We start from the raw sequence: 20,889 nt of genomic DNA, 5'->3' as shown, positions 1-20,889 counted from the left end.
CCGGGCAGGGCATGGCACGTAAAAGCGAAGAGAGGGCGTTCCCCGCGTGTGCGGGGCTGAACCGGGGCAGGCCAACGGCTACACCGCGTTTCTGAGGCGTTCCCCGCGTGTGCGGGGCTGAACCCTGGGGTATCTGCACCGCCCGGTCAACGTCGGCGCGTTCCCCGCGTGTGCGGGGCTGAACCGTTCTGGCCGACCTGCTGCACGTAGGGGATGACGCGTTCCCCGCGTGTGCGGGGCTGAACCGTTGCCGTTCGCCGCGTGCTCGTACTGGCTTTGGCGTTCCCCGCGTGTGCGGGGCTGAACCCACTCATCGCCCTGAACGCCCTCGGAGAAGAGCGCGTTCCCCGCGTGTGCGGGGCTGAACCGTCCACGGCTGCGCTGGGTTGAGCCGTTGACCGGCGTTCCCCGCGTGTGCGGGGCTGAACCGCAGCTTGCGCTTTACGGCCCGGTGACCGTCGCGCGTTCCCCGCGTGTGCGGGGCTGAACCGGTCGGCGAACAGCTCGGGCTGCAGACTCTCGAGCGTTCCCCGCGTGTGCGGGGCTGAACCGCCGTCCCCGGGGCTCGTTTCTACCTCGCCGCGGCGTTCCCCGCGTGTGCGGGGCTGAACCGGGGTTTCTTCTTCTGGAATCGCGGCATCGACAGCGTTCCCCGCGTGTGCGGGGCTGAACCGCGTTAGGCTTCTTTGGGGTGGCAGGCCGCGGGGCGTTCCCCGCGTGTGCGGGGCTGAACCGTCGAAGTTGCCCCACTGCTGAGCGATGAGCTCGCGTTCCCCGCGTGTGCGGGGCTGAACCGATGCGCGCGCGGGTGCCCAGGGGATTATTGACGCGTTCCCCGCGTGTGCGGGGCTGAACCGATCCCCCAGTTCTGCCACCGCGTAGAGCAGTGGCGTTCCCCGCGTGTGCGGGGCTGAACCATGGAGTGGATACAAAGAGGCCCGCATTATCGAGCGTTCCCCGCGTGTGCGGGGCTGAACCGAGCGTGGTCGACGTCGGTGATGACCCTCGCAAGCGTTCCCCGCGTGTGCGGGGCTGAACCGAGCTGCTGGGGGTTCTTGCCTTTGAGATCGTCGCGTTCCCCGCGTGTGCGGGGCTGAACCGGTCACGGTGAGAGGCTCCAATCCCCGCCAGGCGCGTTCCCCGCGTGTGCGGGGCTGAACCCCCATCGACTACCAGCCGGGCGGTCCCTTTGACGCGTGCCCCGCGTGTGCGGGGCTGAACCGCGCGGGCCATGATGTTGGCATTCTACGTTGTGGCGTTCCCCGCGTGTGCGGGGCTGAACCGCGGGAAGATGTGTTGAGTGTCAAGCGGGCCGTGCGTTCCCCGCGTGTGCGGGGCTGAACCGCCACCATGGGCCGCGAGTTCACCACCAATGGGGCGTTCCCCGCGTGTGCGGGGCTGAACCGGTGTTGCTAATGCGAGAGGGATCATGACGCTCGCGTTCCCCGCGTGTGCGGGGCTGAACCGGGCTTTCGCGGCCAGCACCGGAGCATCAACACGCGTTCCCCGCGTGTGCGGGGCTGAACCGGGTAAGGCTGGCATCGGCGCGGCCGGAGGGGCGCGTTCCCCGCGAGTGCGGGGCTGAACCGCCTCCGACGTCTGAGAACTTGCGCCGTATTCGGCGTTCCCCGCGTGTGCGGGGCTGAACCGTAGTTCGCGACACGCTGGACCTCTTTCAAAGAGCGTTCCCCGCGTGTGCGGGGCTGAACCGGAACACTGGTCTACTTTTCCGGGCCGCTCGACGCGTTCCCCGCGTGTGCGGGGCTGAACCGGGGATGTGGTCGAGCTTTTTGGCCCATGCCCAGCGTTCCCCGCGTGTGCGGGGCTGAACCGCTCACAGGGAAAGCCCCGCGGCCGGGCTTACGGCGTTTCCCGCGTGTGCGGGGCTGAACCGGGGGAGCGCTACGCCGGCGGCCATAATGATCGGCGTTCCCCGCGTGTGCGGGGCTGAACCGAGGCCGCGCGTGCCCTGCTGGACCTGAAGCAAGCGTTCCCCGCGTGTGCGGGGCTGAACCGGCTTCCGCCAGCCCCGACATGCCGTCGGCGATGCGTTCCCCGCGTGTGCGGGGCTGAACCGCCGCTATCGATCGCCATCGCGGCGATACGCAGGCGTTCCCCGCGTGTGCGGGGCTGAACCGCCTCCAGGCGCTTCTCAGCTGGCTCCAGTAACGCGTTCCCCGCGTGTGCGGGGCTGAACCGTCAAACCATGTATTTAGGGGGCGAGGGGCTGGGCGTTCCCCGCGTGTGCGGGGCTGAACCGGCGCTCGCCTACACCAACAACGTGGTGGACTGGCGTTCCCCGCGTGTGCGGGGCTGAACCGGGCAGTGCCCATGAAAACAGCTGGGGGGACCGGCGTTCCCCGCATGTGCGGGGCTGAACCGCATCAGGCTTCGGAGATGTCGCCAGAGAGCGAGCGTTCCCCGCGTGTGCGGGGCTGAACCGTCTTCGGCGATCGCTTGCATGGCCATCGTCATGCGTTCCCCGCGTGTGCGGGGCTGAACCGGGCAACGAACTCTCAGTAGAGGCGTATGTTAAGCGTTTTTCGCGTGTGCGGGGCTGAACCGATCGCGGAGTGGCTGGGTAGGACCGACATCAGGCGTTCCCCGCGTGTGCGGAACTGAACCGGCACCATGGGCGTGGAGTCCTTCAACCACCTCGCGTTCCCCGCGTGTGCGGGAACCGCCAGGTGATGCGCTCGACGCCGAACTCGGCGCGCGTTCCCCGCGTGTGCGGGGCTGAATCGCCCTCGTAGGTGGCCCCGAAATTCTCACCATGGCGTTCCCCGCGTGTGCGGGGCTGAACCGCCGCCTGGTTGGCGCTGAAGGCGCTGGTGAGGGCGTTCCCCGCGTGTGCGGGGCTGAACCGAGGAGAACAGGGAGGCTGCTTCGGCTGCCATCGCGTTCCCCGCGTGTGCGGGGCTGAACCGGTGCTCGGAGGCAGGGCGGAGTGGGCGTTTAAGCGTTCCCCGCGTGTGCGGGGCTGAACCGAACGCTGGCAGTTCACGTTCCCTAACCCTTTCGCGTTCCCCGCGTGTGCGGGGCTGAACCGTACTCTTGACCTGTTTCTAGGATGAAGGAGAGGCGTTCCCCGCGTGTGCGGGGCTGAACCGCGCGAGTTTTCGGATCTGGCGCTTTTCGGGACGCGTTCCCCGCGAGTGCGGGGCTGAACCGTAGCTGTTTTCCTGCGCCTGAGCGTCGCCCCGGCGTTCCCCGCGAGTGCGGGGCTGAACCGACAGATCTCGACTGGGTGGCTGTCGTTCACACGCGTTCCCCGCAGGCGCGGGGATGATCTTTTTTAAAGGTGCGCACGGTGTGCGATTGAGACGGTTCCCCCGCCGTCACATAGCAAGCCCCCCCCACCCCCACCGCCCCCCCCCCAACACCGCCCCACCCACCCCCCCCAAAAAAACCACACTCAAGCAACCTCCGCGCCCTTAAGGCCCAGGTGTGCCGCACGGGCGTCGCCGACAAGCCGCATCGCGTCGTCGAAGGTGGCCTGGAGGTTGTCGCCGAACTCGATGTTGCCCTCCTGCTCTTTGACGTTCTCGGCGATGGTGCGGGTGATGTTGTTGTAGGCGTGGCTGAAGGCCTCGGGGTTTTGGGAGGCCCCGATGGAGCCGGCGCAGGAGTTGCGGTAGGCGATGATGTCTTCATAGGCCGGATTTGTGCCAGCCTGGCCCATGGCGACGCGCCCCTCCTCGCCGCCGGTGCGGTTGTAGCAGAGGGCCACCCGACGGGTCTCTCCGTTGGAGTCGGCGCCCAGGCCGCGAATATGGTAGTTGCCGCGATTGCCCTCCACGCTCACGCAGGCGCGGATCTCGGCATCACGGGCCGAGCCTTTCACGATGACAAAGCCATTGTTGATGATGTGGCTGTTGGTGATCCGGTGGCGCTCCGCCAGCGTGCGGTTGGTGGTGTAGGTCTCCCAGAGGTGGGGGCCGTTGGCGCCCACGCCCTCAAAGGAGGCATCGGGGCCGGGATCGACGTTCATGCGGTCCATCCAGCAGTCGGCCGAGTAGAGGTAGGTGTGGCCGGTGGCGTCGTCGACGCTGCCGCCATCGTTCCAGTACCAGATGAACCCGTGGTTATCGTCTTTGCGCTTTCCGCCGTAGGCCCGTATACATCCCATCCGCCAGAAGGTGGAGCGGTGAGACTTGCTCCAGTGCATGATCACCCGCACGTTGTCGCGATCGCGAGCGTTCTGATTGGTGTAGGCGGTGACGATCCGATCGAAGAAGACGTCGTGGTTGATGGTGCTGGACTGAGCAAAGGCGCGCTGGTTGGCGGTGTTGATGTGGACAACCTCACCCGGGAAGGCCACATAGGCTTTGGGCTCGGAGTCCAGGCCGAAGCGAAACTGCCGGGGTGGGGAGGGGGCATAGCCGCCCGCAAAGAGGGAGTCGTCGGGGTCAAAGGGCTCGGTCTGACGGATGTAGCAGATTTTGTTGCCGGCCAGGCCGGAGTCCTGAAGCGCGGCGATCTCCCGGAAGGGGGCGTTGATGCTGCCGTCGGCGCTGGCGTCATCCCCGTGGATCGGGTCGAGGAAGATGAAGTTCGATGTGCCCACCGCCGTCGTCCAGGTCACGTCCACAAAGGAATCGCCCGCGCGTCCGTGATCCTGATCGTAGACGCGGACGCGAAAGGTATGCGGCCCGGCCGGAGCATGGTGTGGAACATCCCAGGCCACCACCCCGTAGCCCTCCGGGACGATGAAGGCGTCGTCGCCGTTCCACTCCAGCGTCTCATGGACCACGCGGGCCCCGGCCGGGCCTTCGAGCAGCTCGTAGCGGTAGGGCCACTTGCCGAACTGCACGCCGATGGGGATCTCGTAGAGCACCCCGGGATAGGCGTGACGATGACGCGCGTACGCTTCGGTTTCGCTGTCAGGGCGCGGGTAGATCACGTGCTGCGGAAAATAGCCCTCGTAATGCCCCTCGGCGAGTTGCCAGGGGGAGTTGGGCTCGGGGGTGGGGACGTTGGCGTCGATGCTTCCGGTGTCAAAAGGACCTCCGCCATCTCCCGGGCCTCCGGCGTCTGCGGCATCTGCGGCATCTCCGGTGTCTGCGGCGTCGACCCTCCTGCCGGAACCGCCCGAGCCACAGGCTGTGGCAAGAAGCCCGCTTGCCGTCACGACGATAAACCTGCGTCTGCTCATCATGGAGCGCTTGTTGTGCTTTGAGTCTGTCATGATCCCTCCCTCCTCAGGGTTCTCTCGCGGGCCCGCCTCGGGCCGAGAACACATCAACGTCTGGTGCCAGTGCAGGGACCATGGCGAAGGCAGGCGATGAGCGCAAGGGGAAGGGCCCTGTTCATCCCGGGGGCAAATCTGCCATGATGACGTGTTCGTGACGCGCCGCGCCACGACCTTCACAACCCGGGGGGCAGACCAGGGAGAATGTGATGGATGAAGAGAGGCACGATACCGAGAGCGAGGCGATGGCCAGCGGAGAGGAGGCGGTCGCGCGTGTCATCCTGAGCAAGAGTGCGGAGCTCGGGGGGCTGATTGAGGAGGCCCGCGCGCTGCGCGCGCTGCTTGTCTCCCTGAGCGCGCAGGCGGCAAAAAGCGCCGCGCGCGCCCGCGCCCTCCGCGAAGAGCGCGCCGGGCTGGAGGCTCGCCTCGACGCCATCTTCTGCGACCTTGGCGCGCAGGTTTTTGATGTTTTTGATCAGGGCAGGGCGCTTGAGCCCGGGGAGGGGGCAGGCCCGGTGGCATGGGTTGCGTTGGACGAGGAGGCCGCGTGTGAGGATGACGTGGCGGCTGCGAAAGAGGCCAGCGTCGCGGAAGAGGCCAGCGTCGCGGAAGATGGGCCAGCCTCGGGTGGGGCAAAGGACGAGCCCCGGCATCCTGCTCCCGGACATCAACACGACACCCACCTTAAAAACGAGCCGGAGCGCAAACCCGCTGTACTGCGGGTCGCATCGACGTTGTCGACATCATCGACATTATCGACATCATCAAAAATACGCGCCGGGGCACCCAGCCGGGCGGCCACCGGTGCGCAGCTCGTGGCGCATCTCCTGCCGGATATTCGCGACCAGCTCGGGGAGCCTCCCGCTGGCGTGCAATCCTACGTGGAGGTGGTCGGGGAGTTGGGCAAGCTCAAGGCCGCCACTGAGGACGAGCGGCTGCGCGTGTGGGAGGAGCTGCCCCATGAGGTTCAGGTGGCGCTGGGCTGCTTTATTGCCGCGCGCTACCGCCACCTTCAGGACGAGACGCCGGCCCGATGTTGTGGTGCGGTTCGCGACGATAAAGACGCCGCGCGGATCATGCGACGGCTCAGCACCCACTTCGATATCACCCGCGCCGGCTTTGTGCACGGGCTGGCCCGTGGTCACCGCCCTGCCCATGGCGCGCGCTGGAGCGAGGACGCCGCCTACTACCACCGCGAGCTTGCGCGACTTGCCCATGATCTTTATGGCGAGGAGGTCGATGAGAAGAGCCCCCCGCAGAACACCGAGCGAGCGCTGGGTCAGATTCGCGCGTTGATCGACCGGGATCCCCCCGTCGATCGCATCCGCGCGCTCGTCGAAGACATCCTCTCGACTCCCGGGGGCTTAAGCGGCGACGATCCCCGGCTGGTGCGTCTGATGCGCCCCTTTCGTGACCATTTAAGCGGGGCGGCGCTCGCCAAACTTCGCCATGCCATCGACGCGGCCGACGCCGAGAAAGACGCCGAGCCCGATTTTGTCGACGAGCTCTTGCCCGAGGACTGGCCCTGGCGCGAGGTGTTGAAGAGCTCCAGGGTTGTGATGGTGGGCGGCGACAGCCGCCCCGACGCCCTGGCGCGCATCGAGCAGACCTTTGAACCCCGAAAGTTTGAGTGGCTCACGGTCAACGGCAGCGAAAACCTTCGTCAGGTGCAGTCGTTGACCGGCCGCATGCAGCAGGGAAGTGTGGATATCGTGATCCTGCTCACGAGCTTTTTGAGCCATAAGGTCAGCGACATGATCACCGACGCGATGGTCAAAGCCCACGGGGTCTCCCTGGTCTACGTGAACCGCGGCTACGGCATCACCCAGTTGCGACAGGGGATTGAGGACTTTGTCGAACTCGATCGGGCCGAGCACAGCGAGGCGTGAGACGAGGCTCATCATTGTGGAGTGTGTGCACATCCTGAAGGTTTGAACTCCCCTGACACCTTTGCTATCGCTCCTCCATCTGAGGGATAGCACCATGTCATAATTCAATGAGGGAGAGGATGCGATGCGCGCACGAAAGCTGATGGCGATGATGACGGTGATAATAACGTTGGCATGTGGGACGGCGGCCTGTGGCGATGATGACGACACCAGCGCGGCCCCCCACACGTCGGAGGATGCGGGCAGCGACGCCGGAGCCGACACGGGCACGGGATGTACCGAGCCCGATCCGACCGGTTGCACCGACGACGATCAATGCCCGGGGGATCAATTCTGCGCCCGCGGTGAGGATGTATGCCAACCGTCGAGTTGCATCTGCTCCGAGGAGGGGGTGTGGTTCTGCTCGGAAGACTGTGGAGGCGGGGAGTGCCGCGATCCCGAGGCCCGCTGCGAAGAGCCCAACCCTGCGGGCTGTCAGGATCACGAGGCGTGCGCCAGCAATGAGCTCTGCGTGCCCGATGAAGCGCAGTGCACCCCTACCGAATGTGTGTGCACCGAGGAGGGGGAGTGGTTCTGCAACCGCGACTGCTCCGGCAAGGTCTGCAAGCCGGCCGATGAGGCGTGTCAGGGCCCTAATCCCGAGGGGTGCACCCAAAACTCAGACTGTGGCGCAGCAGATCTTCGATGCGATATCGACGACGAGGTGTGTATTCCCACCGGCTGCAGCTGCCAGGGAGGCGAGTGGGTCTGTGACGAGGAGTGTGGTGGCGGGGTCTGTGAGCGGGTACTTAACGGGATTTCATGCGATCTCTTCGAGAACCCCCAGGGTTGCACCCCGGGAAGCTGCTCGGCCGGTAAAGAATGTGTGATTGATCCTGAGGTCTGCATCTCTTCCTACTGCGTCTGCACCGAACTCGGGGAGTGGGCCTGCGTCGATGACTGTGCGGGCGGGGAGTGTCGCGATATCTAAGTTTGCGTGGCGCGGCGAGGGGCTAAACACAGGGCCGGAAAGCAATCCGGCCGGATCTGACGAGCTTGCATCTCGCCGGGAGTGTCGACTACAACGCGCGCAATTCTGACTGAGAACACGGTCGATCGTCGCTGACCCTCCCTGGAATGTGAGCTTTGAGACGCCTATGCTTCCGCCTTATCTGCGCCTCAACGGATTGCGCCTGGAGTTTCGCCCCACCACCTCACTGAGCGCCGCCGAAGTGGAGATGATCTGTGCCTTCGCCAGCCGCTTTATCGAGGGGAGCCCCGAGGTCATTGAAGAGGGGTATCGGAGCAAGCGTGACGTGATCCTTGTGCGCGAGCGCCCCGAGGGGCCGCTTGTGGGCGTGGGCACGATGGATGTGCAGAGCTACGAGGTGGCGGGCCAGACCCGCATCGTGCTCTACCCGGGCAACGCGCTCTTAGAGCCCCGTGTTCGCGGCAAGAATGTGCTGCAGACGGTCGTGATGGCCTACTTCCTGGAAGCCCGGCTCAAGCACCCGCGCACCCCGATCGATCTGGCGATGGCGGTGTTCAGCTACAAGAGCTATCTGCTGCTTCCGCGCACCTACCAGACCTTCTGGCCGCGCCACGAAGAGCCGACGCCGGCGGCCGAGCGCGAGCTCTGCCGCCAGATCGCCACCCGCTACAGCGACGATGTGCGACCGGGCCCGGGGGGCGAATGGATCGGCACAGTGCCCAAACACCTGCGCGGTGATGTGGCCCCGATCACCGAGCGGGAGCTGAGCGACCCGCACGTGCGTTATTTCTATGCCCAGAACCCGGGCTTTGGCCGCGGGGATGTGCTCATCACGCTCACCCCGCTCAACCTGTCGAACTGGCGAGCGATGCTGCGCACCACGCTGAAGCGCCAGCTGCGAGGTCGGCGGAAGGTGGCGGCTTAAGTGATGCCATCTGCGACTGGGATGGTACGTCGGCTCTGTGCGCAAAGAAGCGTTACACGAAAGTGTTTATACATCTCAGGGGGTATGTCTTAGTCTTTCCCCACTCTCTCAACAGGCCTGCAGAGAAGGGCAGTACGTTCGTTCGAGCACCATCACGCTGACTTTTTGTTAGTAGGAGGATGTTTTGAAGTCGTATCAGCACCCCGAGACGCGCTCGCTCAAGAGCTCTCTCTCTCTCTCTCTCTCTCTGTGATGCTGGGAGCGACCATGATCGGGTGCAGTGAAGCACCTGACACCGAGCCCGGCGCGGCCCTGGCGCGGACCCATTCCCCCCTCTTTGCTTCGCCGCCTTATACGCTGGTCGGCCAGGGGGTGACGCCTTCGGGCAACGGTTATGAAGCCCAGGGGCATTACCAGTGCATTCCTGAAGTCAAGCGGATGGTCCAGGCCGCCGGTGGCACTGAAAGTGTGGGCACGATTGTGTCGACCTCCACGGAGGTGAAAGAGCGCCTGAACCTGCTCTTTAACGGTGAGCTCAAAATCGCCGGAAGCTCGGTGGCGGATCTCGAAGGCAAGCTCGATGAGATGCAAGGCACGCGTAAAGACTTCAGCGCGGCGGTGATCATCGGGTTGATTCGCACCGTCGATCGCGTGGCAATTCCGCAACCTGCTCGCGCAGATGCGAATGGCGATCCTCTCTTTGAGGATGGGTCGCTCTGTGACCCGAAAGATCCCAACCACCCTGAAGATCTGGCTGCAGCTGTCGACAACTGCGGCACGCACTATGTGGATCGTGAGCAACTCGGCGGCATGGTGGTCTTCGTGGCCGATCTCACCAAACTTTCCACCGAAGAGCGCGAGGAGATTGGTGGTAAGATTGGTGGCGATATCCCGCTCAACGAATCTGCGACCCTCGATCTCTCGTTGAACGCTACGCTCGAGCGGCTCAATAACTCTAGATTTAATCAGCTTGTCTGGAGCACGCGGACCTACGGATTTGTAAACGGCCCGGATATTCCGCCGCCCGGCGAGTGGTTCGCGGAGCTACCCTCGGCTTGGATGACCTACCTTGACGAGATCGCCGATGACGTGGCGGTCGCTCTTGCGAACGATGCATGGGAGGCCGCAGCCTACGGTCGTGTGCTCAACTACACCACCGCCCCTTATGATCAGGTGCTTTACAACTGGTGTGGCTTCGATTTCGGAATCACAGGCCTGGAGTGCATCCAGGATTTTGAAACCCTGGCCCAGCCCGCCCTCGACCCGACCGGCGATCTGACCGGGACCTACGAGAGCGTGGTCTGGAAGCTCGACAATCCCAGCCGGGTGCTCTGGCCCGCGCCGCAGGCCGACGCGATCGATGCCTATGAGAACTTCCGCGGCAAGTTTGAGGATTGTCAGGCCAACTTCGAGATCCAGCGAGCAACCTGTTTCGACTCCGTGCAGGATGCGGTCGACAACCTCTCCTCGCCGACGGAGATCAACGACGCCGTATGCGGGAAGTGTGATGTCGAACCGGGCTGCGCGGTCGATCAATTTGTAGCGCTTGCCAACCAGCTTCCCACCGCGGAGGTGTTTGCGCCCGGTCGACCCTACGATCCTTTCACGGCGTATTTCGGTAATAATGAGGACGGCAAGATTGCAAAAGTAGATGGCTGGATCTGCACGCTCTCGGGCATGGGCGGACAGTTCGCCGGTCTGGGAGAACGGGTCACACTCGGCACCGAGTTCGACAGCACCACCAACGAGATGTACTGGCACGGCCGCTCGGACTCCGGCCGCACCGAGGTCACCGAGCGCGTTTTCAGTGAGTACAACTGCGTACCCCGCTCAATCTTTACGGACACCACCGGCAGCGGTGACTGGATCAGCGAACCCGTCCAGACGTTCACTATTGATGAGGAAGAGGAGATCGATCAGCTTGGGTACCGATCCAAAGCTTTCTCCGTGGCAGGTATTGGAGGGAGTTTGAAAGGGTTTGGGGAACGTGCGGTGGTTGAGCATCCTTCTGGTACGTCTACTGTTGACTACCGCATAAAGTCGGAGCAGGGACCCTTCTTCGCCAGTTTTATGGGATTTGGTCTGTGGGATGCGGCGAACACTCAGATGGCATTCTGGAGCAGTCCGCAGGGGGCTGATGTGACGGCCGAGGTCATCACCACCTCCGAGGGCGAGCCCGATCAGCGCGTGGCGAATTTGGCACCCGTCTCGCAAGCCTTCTGCTTCCTCGCCGAAATCTCCGGGAAATTTGACGGGGGCCGCGAGTACGTTCGCGTGGTGCCAACTCGGACGCACTGGCAGCTCATCGCCAGTGCCGCGCCGAACAAGCCGGTAAGGGCCGTGGCGCGCTGCGTGTACTACGATCAGAGCTAACTCCGTTGACGTAGGTTGATTAATGACATCAGGAGCAACGGGAAGTTTACGAGTTTCCCGTTGCTCCTGATGTTCACCATAATGACAATATAGGTGCGGAGGCGAAGATGGGCTGGAAGCGTCAGTTGATACTGATAACAGCGCTAATGAATGTGGGATCGGGTTGCGGAGAGCCAGATCTTCAGGGGGTGCCACAAGCGTGTGGCTTAGAGACGTCGCAGGAATGTAACCTCAGTGAAGATAGCTGGATCAAGATTGAAACAGCCGATGACCTGGAGGCCTATTGTGAGGATGCCTGTGAGCAGGTGTATAGACTTTACTTTTACGATCTTCGTGAAGTAGCGGAGTTGACGGGGTTCTCCTGGCTCAAACGTGTGGAAGGAAACTTGAATATCTCCGGTCTTCGCAGTGTTCATACGTTGCAGGGGTTCGATAATCTTGAATATTCAAACTCCATAATTATCGAGAATAACTTCAGCTTGAATGCGATTGATGCGTTCGGTTCACTGCGAGAGGTGAATCACCTGAAGCTTAGTTCTATGGACGGGATCGACTCGATTCAAGCGTTTGATCATCTGGAGTATCTGGGACCGGCCGACGATCTCGGGGATGATAATCTTGGTTTCTTTCTCGATGGCATGAACGGCATCACCCACCTGGAAGGTCTGCATAAGGTCCGGGAGGCGGGGTTTGTGGTCATTCGGTACAATAAGAATCTGGAGTCGATCGATATTATGGAGTCGGTCGAGGAAGTCCGATCCCTGGCGATTGTCCACAACCCCAAAGTCGCAAGTCTGGGAGAATGGCCAAACCTTCGTCGGGTGCATCAGGGCATCCAAATTGAAGGCGCGCCCAATCTCCGCCGTTGTGAGGTGGAGGCGTTGATCGATCAGCTGGAGGAACGTCCGCCGACCGTGGAGCTCTCCGGCTTAAGTGACGCGCCCTGCGACTGAGATATCATGCACCCCCTTGTCTCCACCCCCTCGGCGCACTACAACTACGGGCAACGTTTTACCCCCTGCCCACCCCATGCTGAGGAGAACCCGATGTCGTATTACAAAGAAATTGATGGCAAGAAGTACGATCGTGAGTTGCTGGAGCTGGCCGAGAAGTTGACCAAAGGCCAGGGCGACGGGCGCCTCTCCAGGAGCGATGCCGACCGACTTCTCGAAGCGGTTAAGGATGGCGACAGCTACACCGACATTGAGAAAGACACGGTGAAGTACATCCGCGAGAATTTTAGCTGGACCGATGCGGCCGATGAGCATTTCCGCACCGAGATTCGCAAGTGGGCGGCGACCAAATAAGTCGCCGCGCTTCGGCGCGAAGACGAGAAAGACACAAAAAAGCCCCGCGACGCTATCGGTCGCGGGGCTTTTTTGTGTGACGTATCACGCCCGATGCCTTCGCCGGCCGGCGAAGGCATCGGGGTGAAGAGCGACTTAGAGGAAGCTGGGCTCGGCGGTGAAGGTGATGTTGTCGATCCAGCCCATGTCGTCACCGACGTCGCCGCTGCCGTCCTTGAGGTAGGACCAGCGCAGGGTGCGCTCTCCAGCCTCGTCGATGGTATAGCTGGCCGGGGTCCAGTCGACGTTGCCGCTGATGTTAGCGTTGTTAGTGGTGCGGGTGCAGACACTGATTTCGTCGCATAGAAGCAATCGGTCCCAGTTGTTTTCGCTGCTGACTTTCCAGTCGAAGCTGAGGACGCCAGAACCGGGGAAGTTGAAGGTCAATGAGATGTCACTTCGCTCGTTGCCGCCGATAGCCCCGCTGGCCAGCGAGAAGGTGCCTTCGCTGGAGGTGGTGTCGGTGGCGAACCAGTCGGCGGCACCGGAGGTGGTAAACTCGGCGGGGATGGTGCCATCTTCAAAATCGAAGAGAGGCACGGGCAGGCCGTTGGCGGTGAAGACGCTGGCAAAACCGAATTCAATGTAGTGCACCAGAAGGCGCACGTTTCCAGCGGCGGTCTCGAAGGCGAAGATATTGGCCACATCGCCAGCGAAGAATGCCGTGGCCATGCCATTTTCATAGTCGAGAAGGGTTCCACCGGAGTCGAGCTGGATGACGCCCACATCAGCCAGCGAGTAATCGGCGAAGTCGCCTACGGTCCCGAAAGCCAGGTTGTCGGCGATGGGAGCCAGGGTGCCAAGATCGGGACCGGCGTTGACGTCGACGGTGCCAGCGATCTCGGCCATATGCACGATGCGGGCGCGGAAGGTGTCTTCGCCGCTCGGCGCGCTCAGATCATCTTCGATGAGCGTGACGGCCAGCGATCCGCCGTTGTTATGGGCGATCAGGGAGTAGGCCGTGCCCGGCTCCAGGGTGTAGGATTCGGTGGTGCCGACCACCGTCTCGTCGACGAGCAGATCAAAGGTGAACTCACCGGGGGTGAGGGTCAACGGGCCGGTGGCCTCGCCAAAGCCCAGGGTCGTGAGGATATCGAGGGTGCCGGAGGGAGCCACATTGACAGGTCCCGCGCCGGAGAAGATGTGCACCACGCTCAAGAGGCTCTCGAAGGGCTCGACCTCGGAGAGCGGGAGCGTGATCACGTCGGTGCCGCACTGGCCGGCGGCCACCACGGTGATGTGCTGACCCTCGCCGAGCTCCTGCGGGGTGAGCGTGAAGGTGGTGTTGGAGGTGAGCGCAGGTTCAAGCGCGCCGCCGCCAACAAAGGCCAGGGAGACGTTGGCGTCGTCGTTGGTCTCGACGGTGATCGGGCTGCTTTCTTGACCTTCGTAGAGGGCCTGTTCGGTGCCGGAGACGCCGGTGATGGCGAAGGCTTCGTCGCAGATGTCCTGCACGGCGTCGTTCTGGTTGCAGATGGTCTCGGAGGCGTCGATTTCGGCTTCGTCGAGGATGTCGTCGCCGTTGTCGTCGATGCCCACCGCGACGGTCACGCCGCCGTTGGCGCAGAGCGCGCCGGGCTCAACGCTCTCGGTGATGACGAGCGAGTTGAGACCCGCTTCGCCGTCGGTGCCGTCTTCACCGTTGACGACGCTGTCTTCGCCCTCAGCTCCGGGCTGCCCGTTTTCGCCGGGTTCGCCCTGTTCACCCACCGGGCCCCGGGGCCCCTGGGCGCCTTGCTCGGCTTCGGCGCCGCCACAGGCGAGTGCGCCGGTGGTGAGGGCCGCGCAGAGGAGCAGGCGGAGTTTATAGGATGGAGATGTGTTCATAGCGTAGGTACTCCAGAAATGAGGTCTTCATCGTCCCTTTGAGGCCGGGCAGCCCCCCGCGTTACGAGGGGAAGGCGCCGCGGCTGCTTCGATCGCATGAGGCTATGCTCAGGAGCGATCAGGGAAGGCCCGGGGTGAAGGTCAGGTTGTCGATCCACCCGCGGTCCTGGCCGTCACTGCCGGAGATATCTTTGCGGTAGAGCCAGGTGAAGGTGTAGGAGCCCGCCGTTTCGATCTCGTAGGTGACGTTGGTCCAATCTATCTCATCGCTGATTCGCTCAATGAAGCCGCTGGAGTGGCTGCAGCTCTCGCCCTCGGTGTCGCAGAAGACCAGGCCGTCGTAGAAGCTGTACCCTTCGGGCTCCGAGCTGACGCTCCAGTCGAAGGCGAAGACGCCGGGCTCGGTGGCTTCGAAGGTCACCTCAATCCAGGAGGTCTGACTGTGGCCGATATCGCCGCTGGTCGCCGAGAAGTCACCGGCGCTGACGGTTTCGTCGGTGACATACCATTCGGCGCTACCGCCGGTGCGCACCGTGGCGTTGAGCACATCGGCGCCGATGGAGACCGGCAGGGTCTCCAGCCCGGGGATAAGGATGGCATCATTGCCGGCTTCGCTCAGCTGCTGGACGAAGATGTGGGGCTCCCCGCCCATCATGAAGGCGAAGGCGTTGGCGATGGCACCGTCAGCAAAGGTCGTCGCCGAGAAGCCGACGTAGTCGAAGAGGGTGCCGGCCGAATCGATCTGGACAAAGCCCACGCCGGTGGCGACGTCGGTGGCGTCGGTGGCCGCGCCGAAGGCCAGGTCGGCGACGATCTCGGCGGCGGAGGCCTCGTCGGCGCCGGCGTTGATGGCGACGTTACCCACGCCGTCGGCGGCGTGGATGGCACGCAGGCGGAAGGTGTCGTCCGCAAGCGGGCTGACGACGTCGTCTTCGAGGAGCATGAAGTCCAGCGCGCCGGCGTTGCTGTAGGCGACCACGGTGTAGGACCCACCCAGCGCGAAGTCAGCCGGATCGGTGGTGCCGGCGACGGTATCTTCGGCGATAAGGTCGAAGCTGTAGTTGCCCGGGTCGACTTCGAGGGGGCCTTCGGCCGAGGCGAAGTCGATGGTGGCCAGCGCGTCGGTGGTGCCGGTGAGCGCCACGTCGACTTCTCCGGCACCTTCAAAGAGGTGCACCAGGCGGATGTTGGCCACCGGCGCTTCGACCGCGTCGATGATGAAGTTGGTCACCGCGGTGCCGCACTCGCCATTGGCGATAAGCGCGAACTGAAGGCTCTCACCCTCCTCAATGATGTCGTCGGGGGTGATGGTGAAGGTGCCGTCGCCGGCGGAGGCATCGAACTCTGCCCCCTGGCCGATGAAGCTCAGGTTGAGGGCGCCGTCGCCGTTGGTTTCCACGGTGATCGGGTCGCTCGCATAGCCGGCAAAGAGGCGCTGGTCCAGACCGGTGATGCCGCTGATGGCCAGGGCTTCGTCGCAGAGGAGCGAGCCGTCGACGCCGTTGCAGACGTTTTCGGTCGAGGCGATCTCGTCTTCGTCGAGGGTGCCGTTGGCGTTGGCGTCGACGCCGGTGGAGATGGCCACGCCGCCGTTAGCGCAGACAGCGCCGGGCTCAATGGCCTCGGTAGCGATGAGGGAGTTGAGGCCATCGACACCATCTTCGCCGTCCTGGCCGTCTTCGCCGTCCTCACCATCGGCGCCCGGGGCGCCGTCTTCGCCCGGCTCACCCTGGGGGCCTTGCTCACCTGCGGGGCCTTCGGGGCCGGTGGCTCCCTGCTCAACTTCCCCACCACATGCGACCGCGCCGGCTGCGAACATCGCGCAGATCAGCAGACGAATTCCCTGCTTGGTACCAAACTTCATACGTCTGTGCCTCGGTTGTTTTGTCTCACGACAACGCGCGTCAGCTCTCTCCTTCCACCACGGTCGGAGGGCCTGCTGACGCCAGAATAAATGACGAGTTGTCGGTACCTTAGCACATTTTGAACCAAAATGTAGTCGGATGTGCGCATGCTTCATGTTTGAGACGTTGTGTCTCCGCTTGCGTGCGATGTCGACGTGTTGCGGGGAGCCTCAAAAACGTGGTGAGGATGTCCCTGTACAAATGCAGCGAGCCCGGTGAGGATTCGGGCCTGAGCAGGAGAACTCATGGAGGCTCGGACGCAGGCGCAGCGGATGTGCATGCGGAGCCAGATTCAGGCGCATTCTGAAGCGCTGGACGATGTAGAGGCATAAACAATGACGAAGAAAGCAAACGTACTGATCGGGGTGCTGGCGAGTCTGGCGTGGAGCGGATGCGGTGATGATGGCCCGCGGCGCGGGGAGCCCAGTGGATGCGATCCGAGGGTGGAGGCGAATTGCCCGGGGCTTGCCGATAGCGGTGAGGAGGATACGGGCGGTCCTCAGTTTGATGTGGGAGAGCCCGATCCTGACACTGACCCGGATCCCGATCCGGAGCCTGATCCCGATGGCACGCTCTACCCGCTGGGGCCGGAGGTCGGGGTTGTGGACGGGCGTTTTGATGAGCGCCTGGAGGCGGCCTTTGACGGGCAGATCGCTCAGGGAGTGGACGCGTCGGCGATCACGCCGATTTATGAAGATCTCGACGACGATCCTCTCCTCTATAAGGAGTTCCGCTGCGAGACACGGCTGCGTCGCCTGGAGGTGCACGCGCCTGAGGATGGGTTCTTTATGTATGACGCGACGAACTTCCCGGAGGGAGGCAGCGGCACGGTGCAGGTGGTGGGGCGCCGCGCCAACAGTACCCACTGGCATGATGTCGCTTCCAAAGCCTTTGATGCGCAGAGTCCGGTGGTCTTCACCCCCGAGGAGCTGAGTAACGCCCGGAACTTCGTGGCCTACGGCGTGACCTTCAGCTCGGAGTCGCCCCTGGTTGGCGAGGTGCAGGTGGCCGAGGTCAGCCTCTTTGGCTACTGCGCAAGCCCCGAGCACGAGATCGCCTGGGAGACCACCGACTGGCGCTGCGCCGGGGTGGAGTGTGTGGAGGAGACGAACGTCGGAGGCACAGAGAGTCGCATGGTGACGTGCGCGCGCGACGCCGGCGGTTTTGCGCACCCCGACCTCTGTGAGGGGGAGGAGCCCGCGTCGCAGGGAGAGAGCTGCGAGCTGAGCTGCCCCTACACGCTGACGCATATTGGCCCGCGTCCCTTTGACTACGACAATGAATCGGGGTGGTTGCATGAGGGCAACGCCGAGCGCCGCGCCGGTCCGCTGCCCTCCAGTGTGGAGTTCGGCACCACGGTGGAGGCCATTGAGGGCAAGCCCTGCTCGGTGCTCACCGAGAACCCGCTGGCCTATTTTGTGGGCATGTCGTGCAGGGTGCCGGTCGAGGAGGGGGAAGAGGCGCTCTACTGTGCGTTCCGGTGTGAGTGAGGTTTGAGGGGGCCCGGGGGGGCGTTTTCCCGAGCGGGAAGATGCTACAGAGATCGGCAAAAAGAAGGGGGGGATGTTCCCGAGCGGGAAGATTGTGATGAGGAAGGGGGGCATTCGCAGCGTTTTTTCCCGAACGGGAAGATTATGTTGATGGGAGGACATGGCGTTGCTAATTTTCCCGTACGGGAAAGTTGCATCATCGCCGGGTGGTGCGTTCCCGGGTTGCGTGCCAACGCAATGGAGGAGCGTGATGAAGAAGCAAGAGCCGATACATAGCGTGGCGGAGTTGGGGGCGAGGATACGGGAGGCGCGTCAGTCGCAGGGGTTGACCCAGCAGGAGTTTGCCGATGTGTGCGGCGTGGGGGTGCGCTTTCTCTCGGAGGTTGAGCGCGGCAAAGAGAGCGCGGAGATCGGGTTGGTGCTGCGACTGCTCAGCCGCGCAGGGCTCGATGTGATAGTGTTGGGCCGACACCATGAGCAGAGCTGGTACTGGGGTGAGTCGCGGTATGAATGAGACGGCGCCCAGCACAAAATGGCGTGCATTCGGGAGGGGGAACATTACGTGGTGCCGGCAAGTCACGAGGCGAGCACTCATATATTAAAATTCGACTCTTTGAGGTTTCGGCATCTGTCGGTGAACGAGTTTTTGACGATGCGTTTTGCCTCCGCGCTGGGGCTGCCGGTCTGTCATGTCGACCTGGACGTAGGGGCGAGCACGCCATTTTTGGTCGTGGAGCGTTATGACCGCCGAGACCTCGACGGGGCGATAATGCGGCTTCACCAGGAGGATTTTTGTCAGGTCTTCGGTATGTCACGGCATCGCAAATACCAGAGCGAAGGGGGCCCCACGCTGCTGGAGATCGGTAGGTGTTTAGGTGAGGTGTCGACGCAAGCTGCAAAGGATCTGCTCAATCTGCTTCGATGGGTGATCTTCAACGCATTGAGCGGCAATGCGGATGGGCATGCCAAGAATCTCTCGCTGCTCTACGCACCCAGCGGTCCTCGTCTTGCGCCCTTTTATGATCTTGTGTGCACCCGGGCGATTGAGGGGTTGCATACGGGGCTGGCGATGGCTGTGGATGGCGAAGTCAACGCAGATCGTTTGCGACCACGTCATTTTGAAGCGCTCGCTGAGGGCTGGGATATGCGCCCCGCGCTGGCGACGCGAGAGCTTGAGCGTCTTTTGGAACAACGCGAAAGAGCCTGGGAGACGGCGCTCGCTGCATTGCAGGAGCATGTTGAGTACTCGCCAGCCATCGAGCGGGTCGAGCGCGCGATGGAGAAACGCGCCCGCGCGCTCGAAAACAACCTCCGTCAGGATCGTCCCTGAGCGTGCAGCGGGATGAAGAGAGCGATGATGATCTTCATTTCGCGGGGGTAGGCGTGGGGGGAGACGCGGGTGTGGGCGGGGCCGCGATCGCTGTAGCCGGTGCTGAGGTGTTCGATGCGGGCGATGAGCGGCCAGCCGGCGTCGAGCAGGCGCGCGGGCATTTTGTTGAGGCGGCGAGGAAGGTAGCCGATGCGGCGCTCTCCGGCGTAGAGGGCGGTGGCGCGGGTGTCGTAGGGGTTCTCGGGCTCGCGGACCACGCGCAGGCGTTGGCCGAGATCCAGAGGAAACGCGGCCAGCTCGAACTCATGAAAACGCAGGCCGGCCACCGGGGTGTGGATGAGCAGGGCATGGCTCGGGGGCGGCGGAGGTGAGGTGCGGTGCTGGCGCGTGCGGGAGGGATGCATGGCGGCGTCCGGGCGGCGGTGGAGGTGATGGGATGCTGGCGATGCGTCAAGAATACGTGCGTCCGAGGGGCAGAACCAGGGTTTGGTTTGGGGTCATACGATCATGCATCGCGAAAGTTGGTCAAAACTGCCGCAGGGCGTCGCGTCGGGGGGCGGATGGCGAGTCGGTGGGGGAGGTGGTAAAGATCGGGCGTATGCGATGGAAATGACGCGTGATGTGAAGCCTGTGAGGGAGACGATGTTGAAGCGTGTGATGGTGATGATGCTGGCGGCGGCGTGGGTTGTGGGGTGCTCGACGGATGAGCCCGCTCCAACCGCTGAGCCCGATAGTGGGGTGGAGCAGGATGGTGGCGAGGATGATGCCGGTGATGATGCCGACGCTCACGATGAGGTCGACGTTGAGGAGGATGCCGACGCCGACGGGGACGCCGATGTTGAAGATGGCGGCGGGGAGGAGAGCGGGGTGGTTTTGAGCGCTGCGCCCGCGAGCTATGCGTATCGGGTTGGCGAGGAGGCGGTGGGGGCCGGAGAGGTCTTTTTGAAGGTCGATGCCACGCTGGAGAATGTGGGGGTGACCTCGGAGGTGGGGATGGTGGTGGAGGGCTTTGCCCTGGAGATCACCACAACCGAGGGTGAGGCCCAGGTTGAGGCGCTGACCCTGGGAGCTTCGCTCGAAGGCGGGTGCGCCGCGGAAAGCCCCGAAGCGCTCGCCGCGACCGGGGAGACGGTCAGCTGCGCTGTGCTCTTTGCGATCCCCAACGGCGCCACCGCGCTCTGGCTGCGCTATGAAGATCCCGCGACCTTTGAAGGGGCGCTCGCGGCCATCACGATGCCCGGGGAGGCGCCGGTGACCGTGGAGATGCTCGATGAGGCGCGCCACACCTACGGCGAAGGCGTGGCTGCGGTGACGCAAGCGAGCTGCGAGTGCGATAGCGAGCCCTTCTCCAGCGTGGAGGAGTGCGTGGAGGTGTTTTCGCACGATATGAGTGGCTGCGAGGAGGTGGTGCTCAACGATCGCGGGGAGATGCTGGAGGCGATTACGTGCCTCAACGGGTTCCTGCCGCAGGAAGAGGCGTGTTACGCGAGCTGTGGCGCGGCGACGCAATGCGTGGCCGGGCTTGATTATCAGGGCTGCTGGGAGCTTTTGGACGAGCCGCTGCGCACGGCGCTTCGCGGCTGCTGATTCCCTCCCGAGGCTCGTCGCAGCTTCGGAGAGATTGAGCACCACGCAGCACGAAAA

At 63.5% G+C, this 20,889-nt stretch carries 13 protein-coding genes, 1 pseudogene and 2 CRISPR repeat arrays (1 of these 16 running past the window's edge); of the genes and pseudogenes, 10 read left to right on the top strand and 4 right to left on the bottom strand.

Going from position 1 to position 20,889, the window contains the following annotated elements; genetic code table 11:
• Positions 1-2,626: a CRISPR direct-repeat array (repeat unit 29 nt; unit sequence GCGTTCCCCGCGTGTGCGGGGCTGAACCG); it reaches 15,279 nt to the left of the window's first position.
• Between the two features lie 88 nt (positions 2,627-2,714).
• Positions 2,715-3,232: a CRISPR direct-repeat array (repeat unit 29 nt; unit sequence GCGTTCCCCGCGTGTGCGGGGCTGAACCG).
• A gap of 183 nt (positions 3,233-3,415) precedes the next feature.
• On the bottom strand, positions 3,416-5,188 hold the full coding sequence (locus tag EA187_RS08075) for a hypothetical protein (RefSeq protein WP_127779915.1): 1,773 nt from the start codon (positions 5,186-5,188) through the stop codon (positions 3,416-3,418).
• 212 nt (positions 5,189-5,400) lie between these two features.
• On the opposite strand from EA187_RS08075, the gene EA187_RS08070 reads away from it, so the two are divergent.
• The 6 genes from EA187_RS08070 to EA187_RS08045 all read left to right on the top strand — a co-directional run bounded on the left by EA187_RS08070 (position 5,401) and on the right by EA187_RS08045 (position 12,655).
• Positions 5,401-7,080 (top strand): DUF2325 domain-containing protein, encoded by a 1,680-nt coding sequence (locus EA187_RS08070; RefSeq protein WP_127779914.1) that lies wholly within the window; start codon positions 5,401-5,403, stop codon positions 7,078-7,080.
• A gap of 124 nt (positions 7,081-7,204) precedes the next feature.
• Entirely contained in the window at positions 7,205-8,050 is an 846-nt protein-coding gene (locus EA187_RS08065) for a hypothetical protein (RefSeq protein ID WP_115606253.1), read from the top strand.
• Between the two features lie 166 nt (positions 8,051-8,216).
• Positions 8,217-8,975 (top strand): hypothetical protein, encoded by a 759-nt coding sequence (locus EA187_RS08060; RefSeq protein WP_127779913.1) that lies wholly within the window; start codon positions 8,217-8,219, stop codon positions 8,973-8,975.
• A gap of 267 nt (positions 8,976-9,242) precedes the next feature.
• Positions 9,243-11,348 carry a hypothetical protein gene (locus EA187_RS08055; protein ID WP_127779912.1) on the top strand — a complete coding sequence of 702 codons (2,106 nt, stop codon included), beginning with the start codon at positions 9,243-9,245 and terminating at the stop codon, positions 11,346-11,348.
• A gap of 107 nt (positions 11,349-11,455) precedes the next feature.
• Positions 11,456-12,301 carry a hypothetical protein gene (locus EA187_RS08050; protein ID WP_127779911.1) on the top strand — a complete coding sequence of 282 codons (846 nt, stop codon included), beginning with the start codon at positions 11,456-11,458 and terminating at the stop codon, positions 12,299-12,301.
• A gap of 6 nt (positions 12,302-12,307) precedes the next feature.
• Complete coding sequence (locus EA187_RS08045) at positions 12,308-12,655, top strand: hypothetical protein (RefSeq protein WP_127779910.1); 348 nt, start codon at positions 12,308-12,310, stop codon at positions 12,653-12,655.
• A gap of 135 nt (positions 12,656-12,790) precedes the next feature.
• Here EA187_RS08045 and EA187_RS08040 read toward each other — a convergent pair whose 3' ends face one another.
• Together EA187_RS08040 and EA187_RS08035 are read right to left on the bottom strand one after the other, a co-directional pair.
• A complete protein-coding gene (locus EA187_RS08040; protein WP_127779909.1) occupies positions 12,791-14,521 on the bottom strand; it encodes a DUF4397 domain-containing protein in 1,731 nt (576 codons plus the stop codon).
• Positions 14,522-14,639: 118 nt separating this feature from the next.
• The gene (locus EA187_RS08035) at positions 14,640-16,385 is read right to left on the bottom strand and encodes a DUF4397 domain-containing protein (RefSeq protein ID WP_127779908.1); all 1,746 of its coding nucleotides are present in this window, start codon (positions 16,383-16,385) and stop codon (positions 14,640-14,642) included.
• Between the two features lie 375 nt (positions 16,386-16,760).
• Between EA187_RS08035 and EA187_RS08030 the strand changes: the two genes are divergently transcribed.
• The 3 genes and pseudogenes from EA187_RS08030 to EA187_RS08020 all read left to right on the top strand — a co-directional run.
• A complete protein-coding gene (locus EA187_RS08030) occupies positions 16,761-17,915 on the top strand; it encodes a hypothetical protein (RefSeq protein ID WP_127779907.1) in 1,155 nt (384 codons plus the stop codon).
• A gap of 250 nt (positions 17,916-18,165) precedes the next feature.
• Entirely contained in the window at positions 18,166-18,429 is a 264-nt protein-coding gene (locus tag EA187_RS08025) for a helix-turn-helix domain-containing protein (RefSeq protein WP_115606263.1), read from the top strand.
• A gap of 15 nt (positions 18,430-18,444) precedes the next feature.
• Positions 18,445-19,245 (top strand): annotated as a pseudogene (locus EA187_RS08020) (HipA domain-containing protein); the annotation flags it as partial.
• Here the strand turns inward: EA187_RS08020 and EA187_RS08015 are convergent.
• Positions 19,230-19,649: an HIRAN domain-containing protein gene (locus tag EA187_RS08015; RefSeq protein ID WP_115606267.1), complete on the bottom strand. Its 420-nt coding sequence runs from the start codon at positions 19,647-19,649 to the stop codon at positions 19,230-19,232. The pseudogene EA187_RS08020 and the gene EA187_RS08015 sit on opposite strands and share 16 nt — an antisense overlap.
• Positions 19,650-19,887: 238 nt before the next feature.
• Here EA187_RS08015 and EA187_RS08010 point away from each other — a divergent pair, with 238 nt between their 5' ends.
• Positions 19,888-20,832 carry a hypothetical protein gene (locus EA187_RS08010; RefSeq protein WP_115606269.1) on the top strand — a complete coding sequence of 315 codons (945 nt, stop codon included), beginning with the start codon at positions 19,888-19,890 and terminating at the stop codon, positions 20,830-20,832.
• Positions 20,833-20,889 lie beyond the last annotated feature (57 nt).

This window comes from Lujinxingia sediminis (assembly GCF_004005565.1).
GTDB lineage: Bacteria > Myxococcota_A > Bradymonadia > Bradymonadales > Bradymonadaceae > Lujinxingia > Lujinxingia sediminis.
Note: the sequence above shows the minus strand (reverse complement) of the source record. Positions and strands in the feature narration are given on the sequence as shown.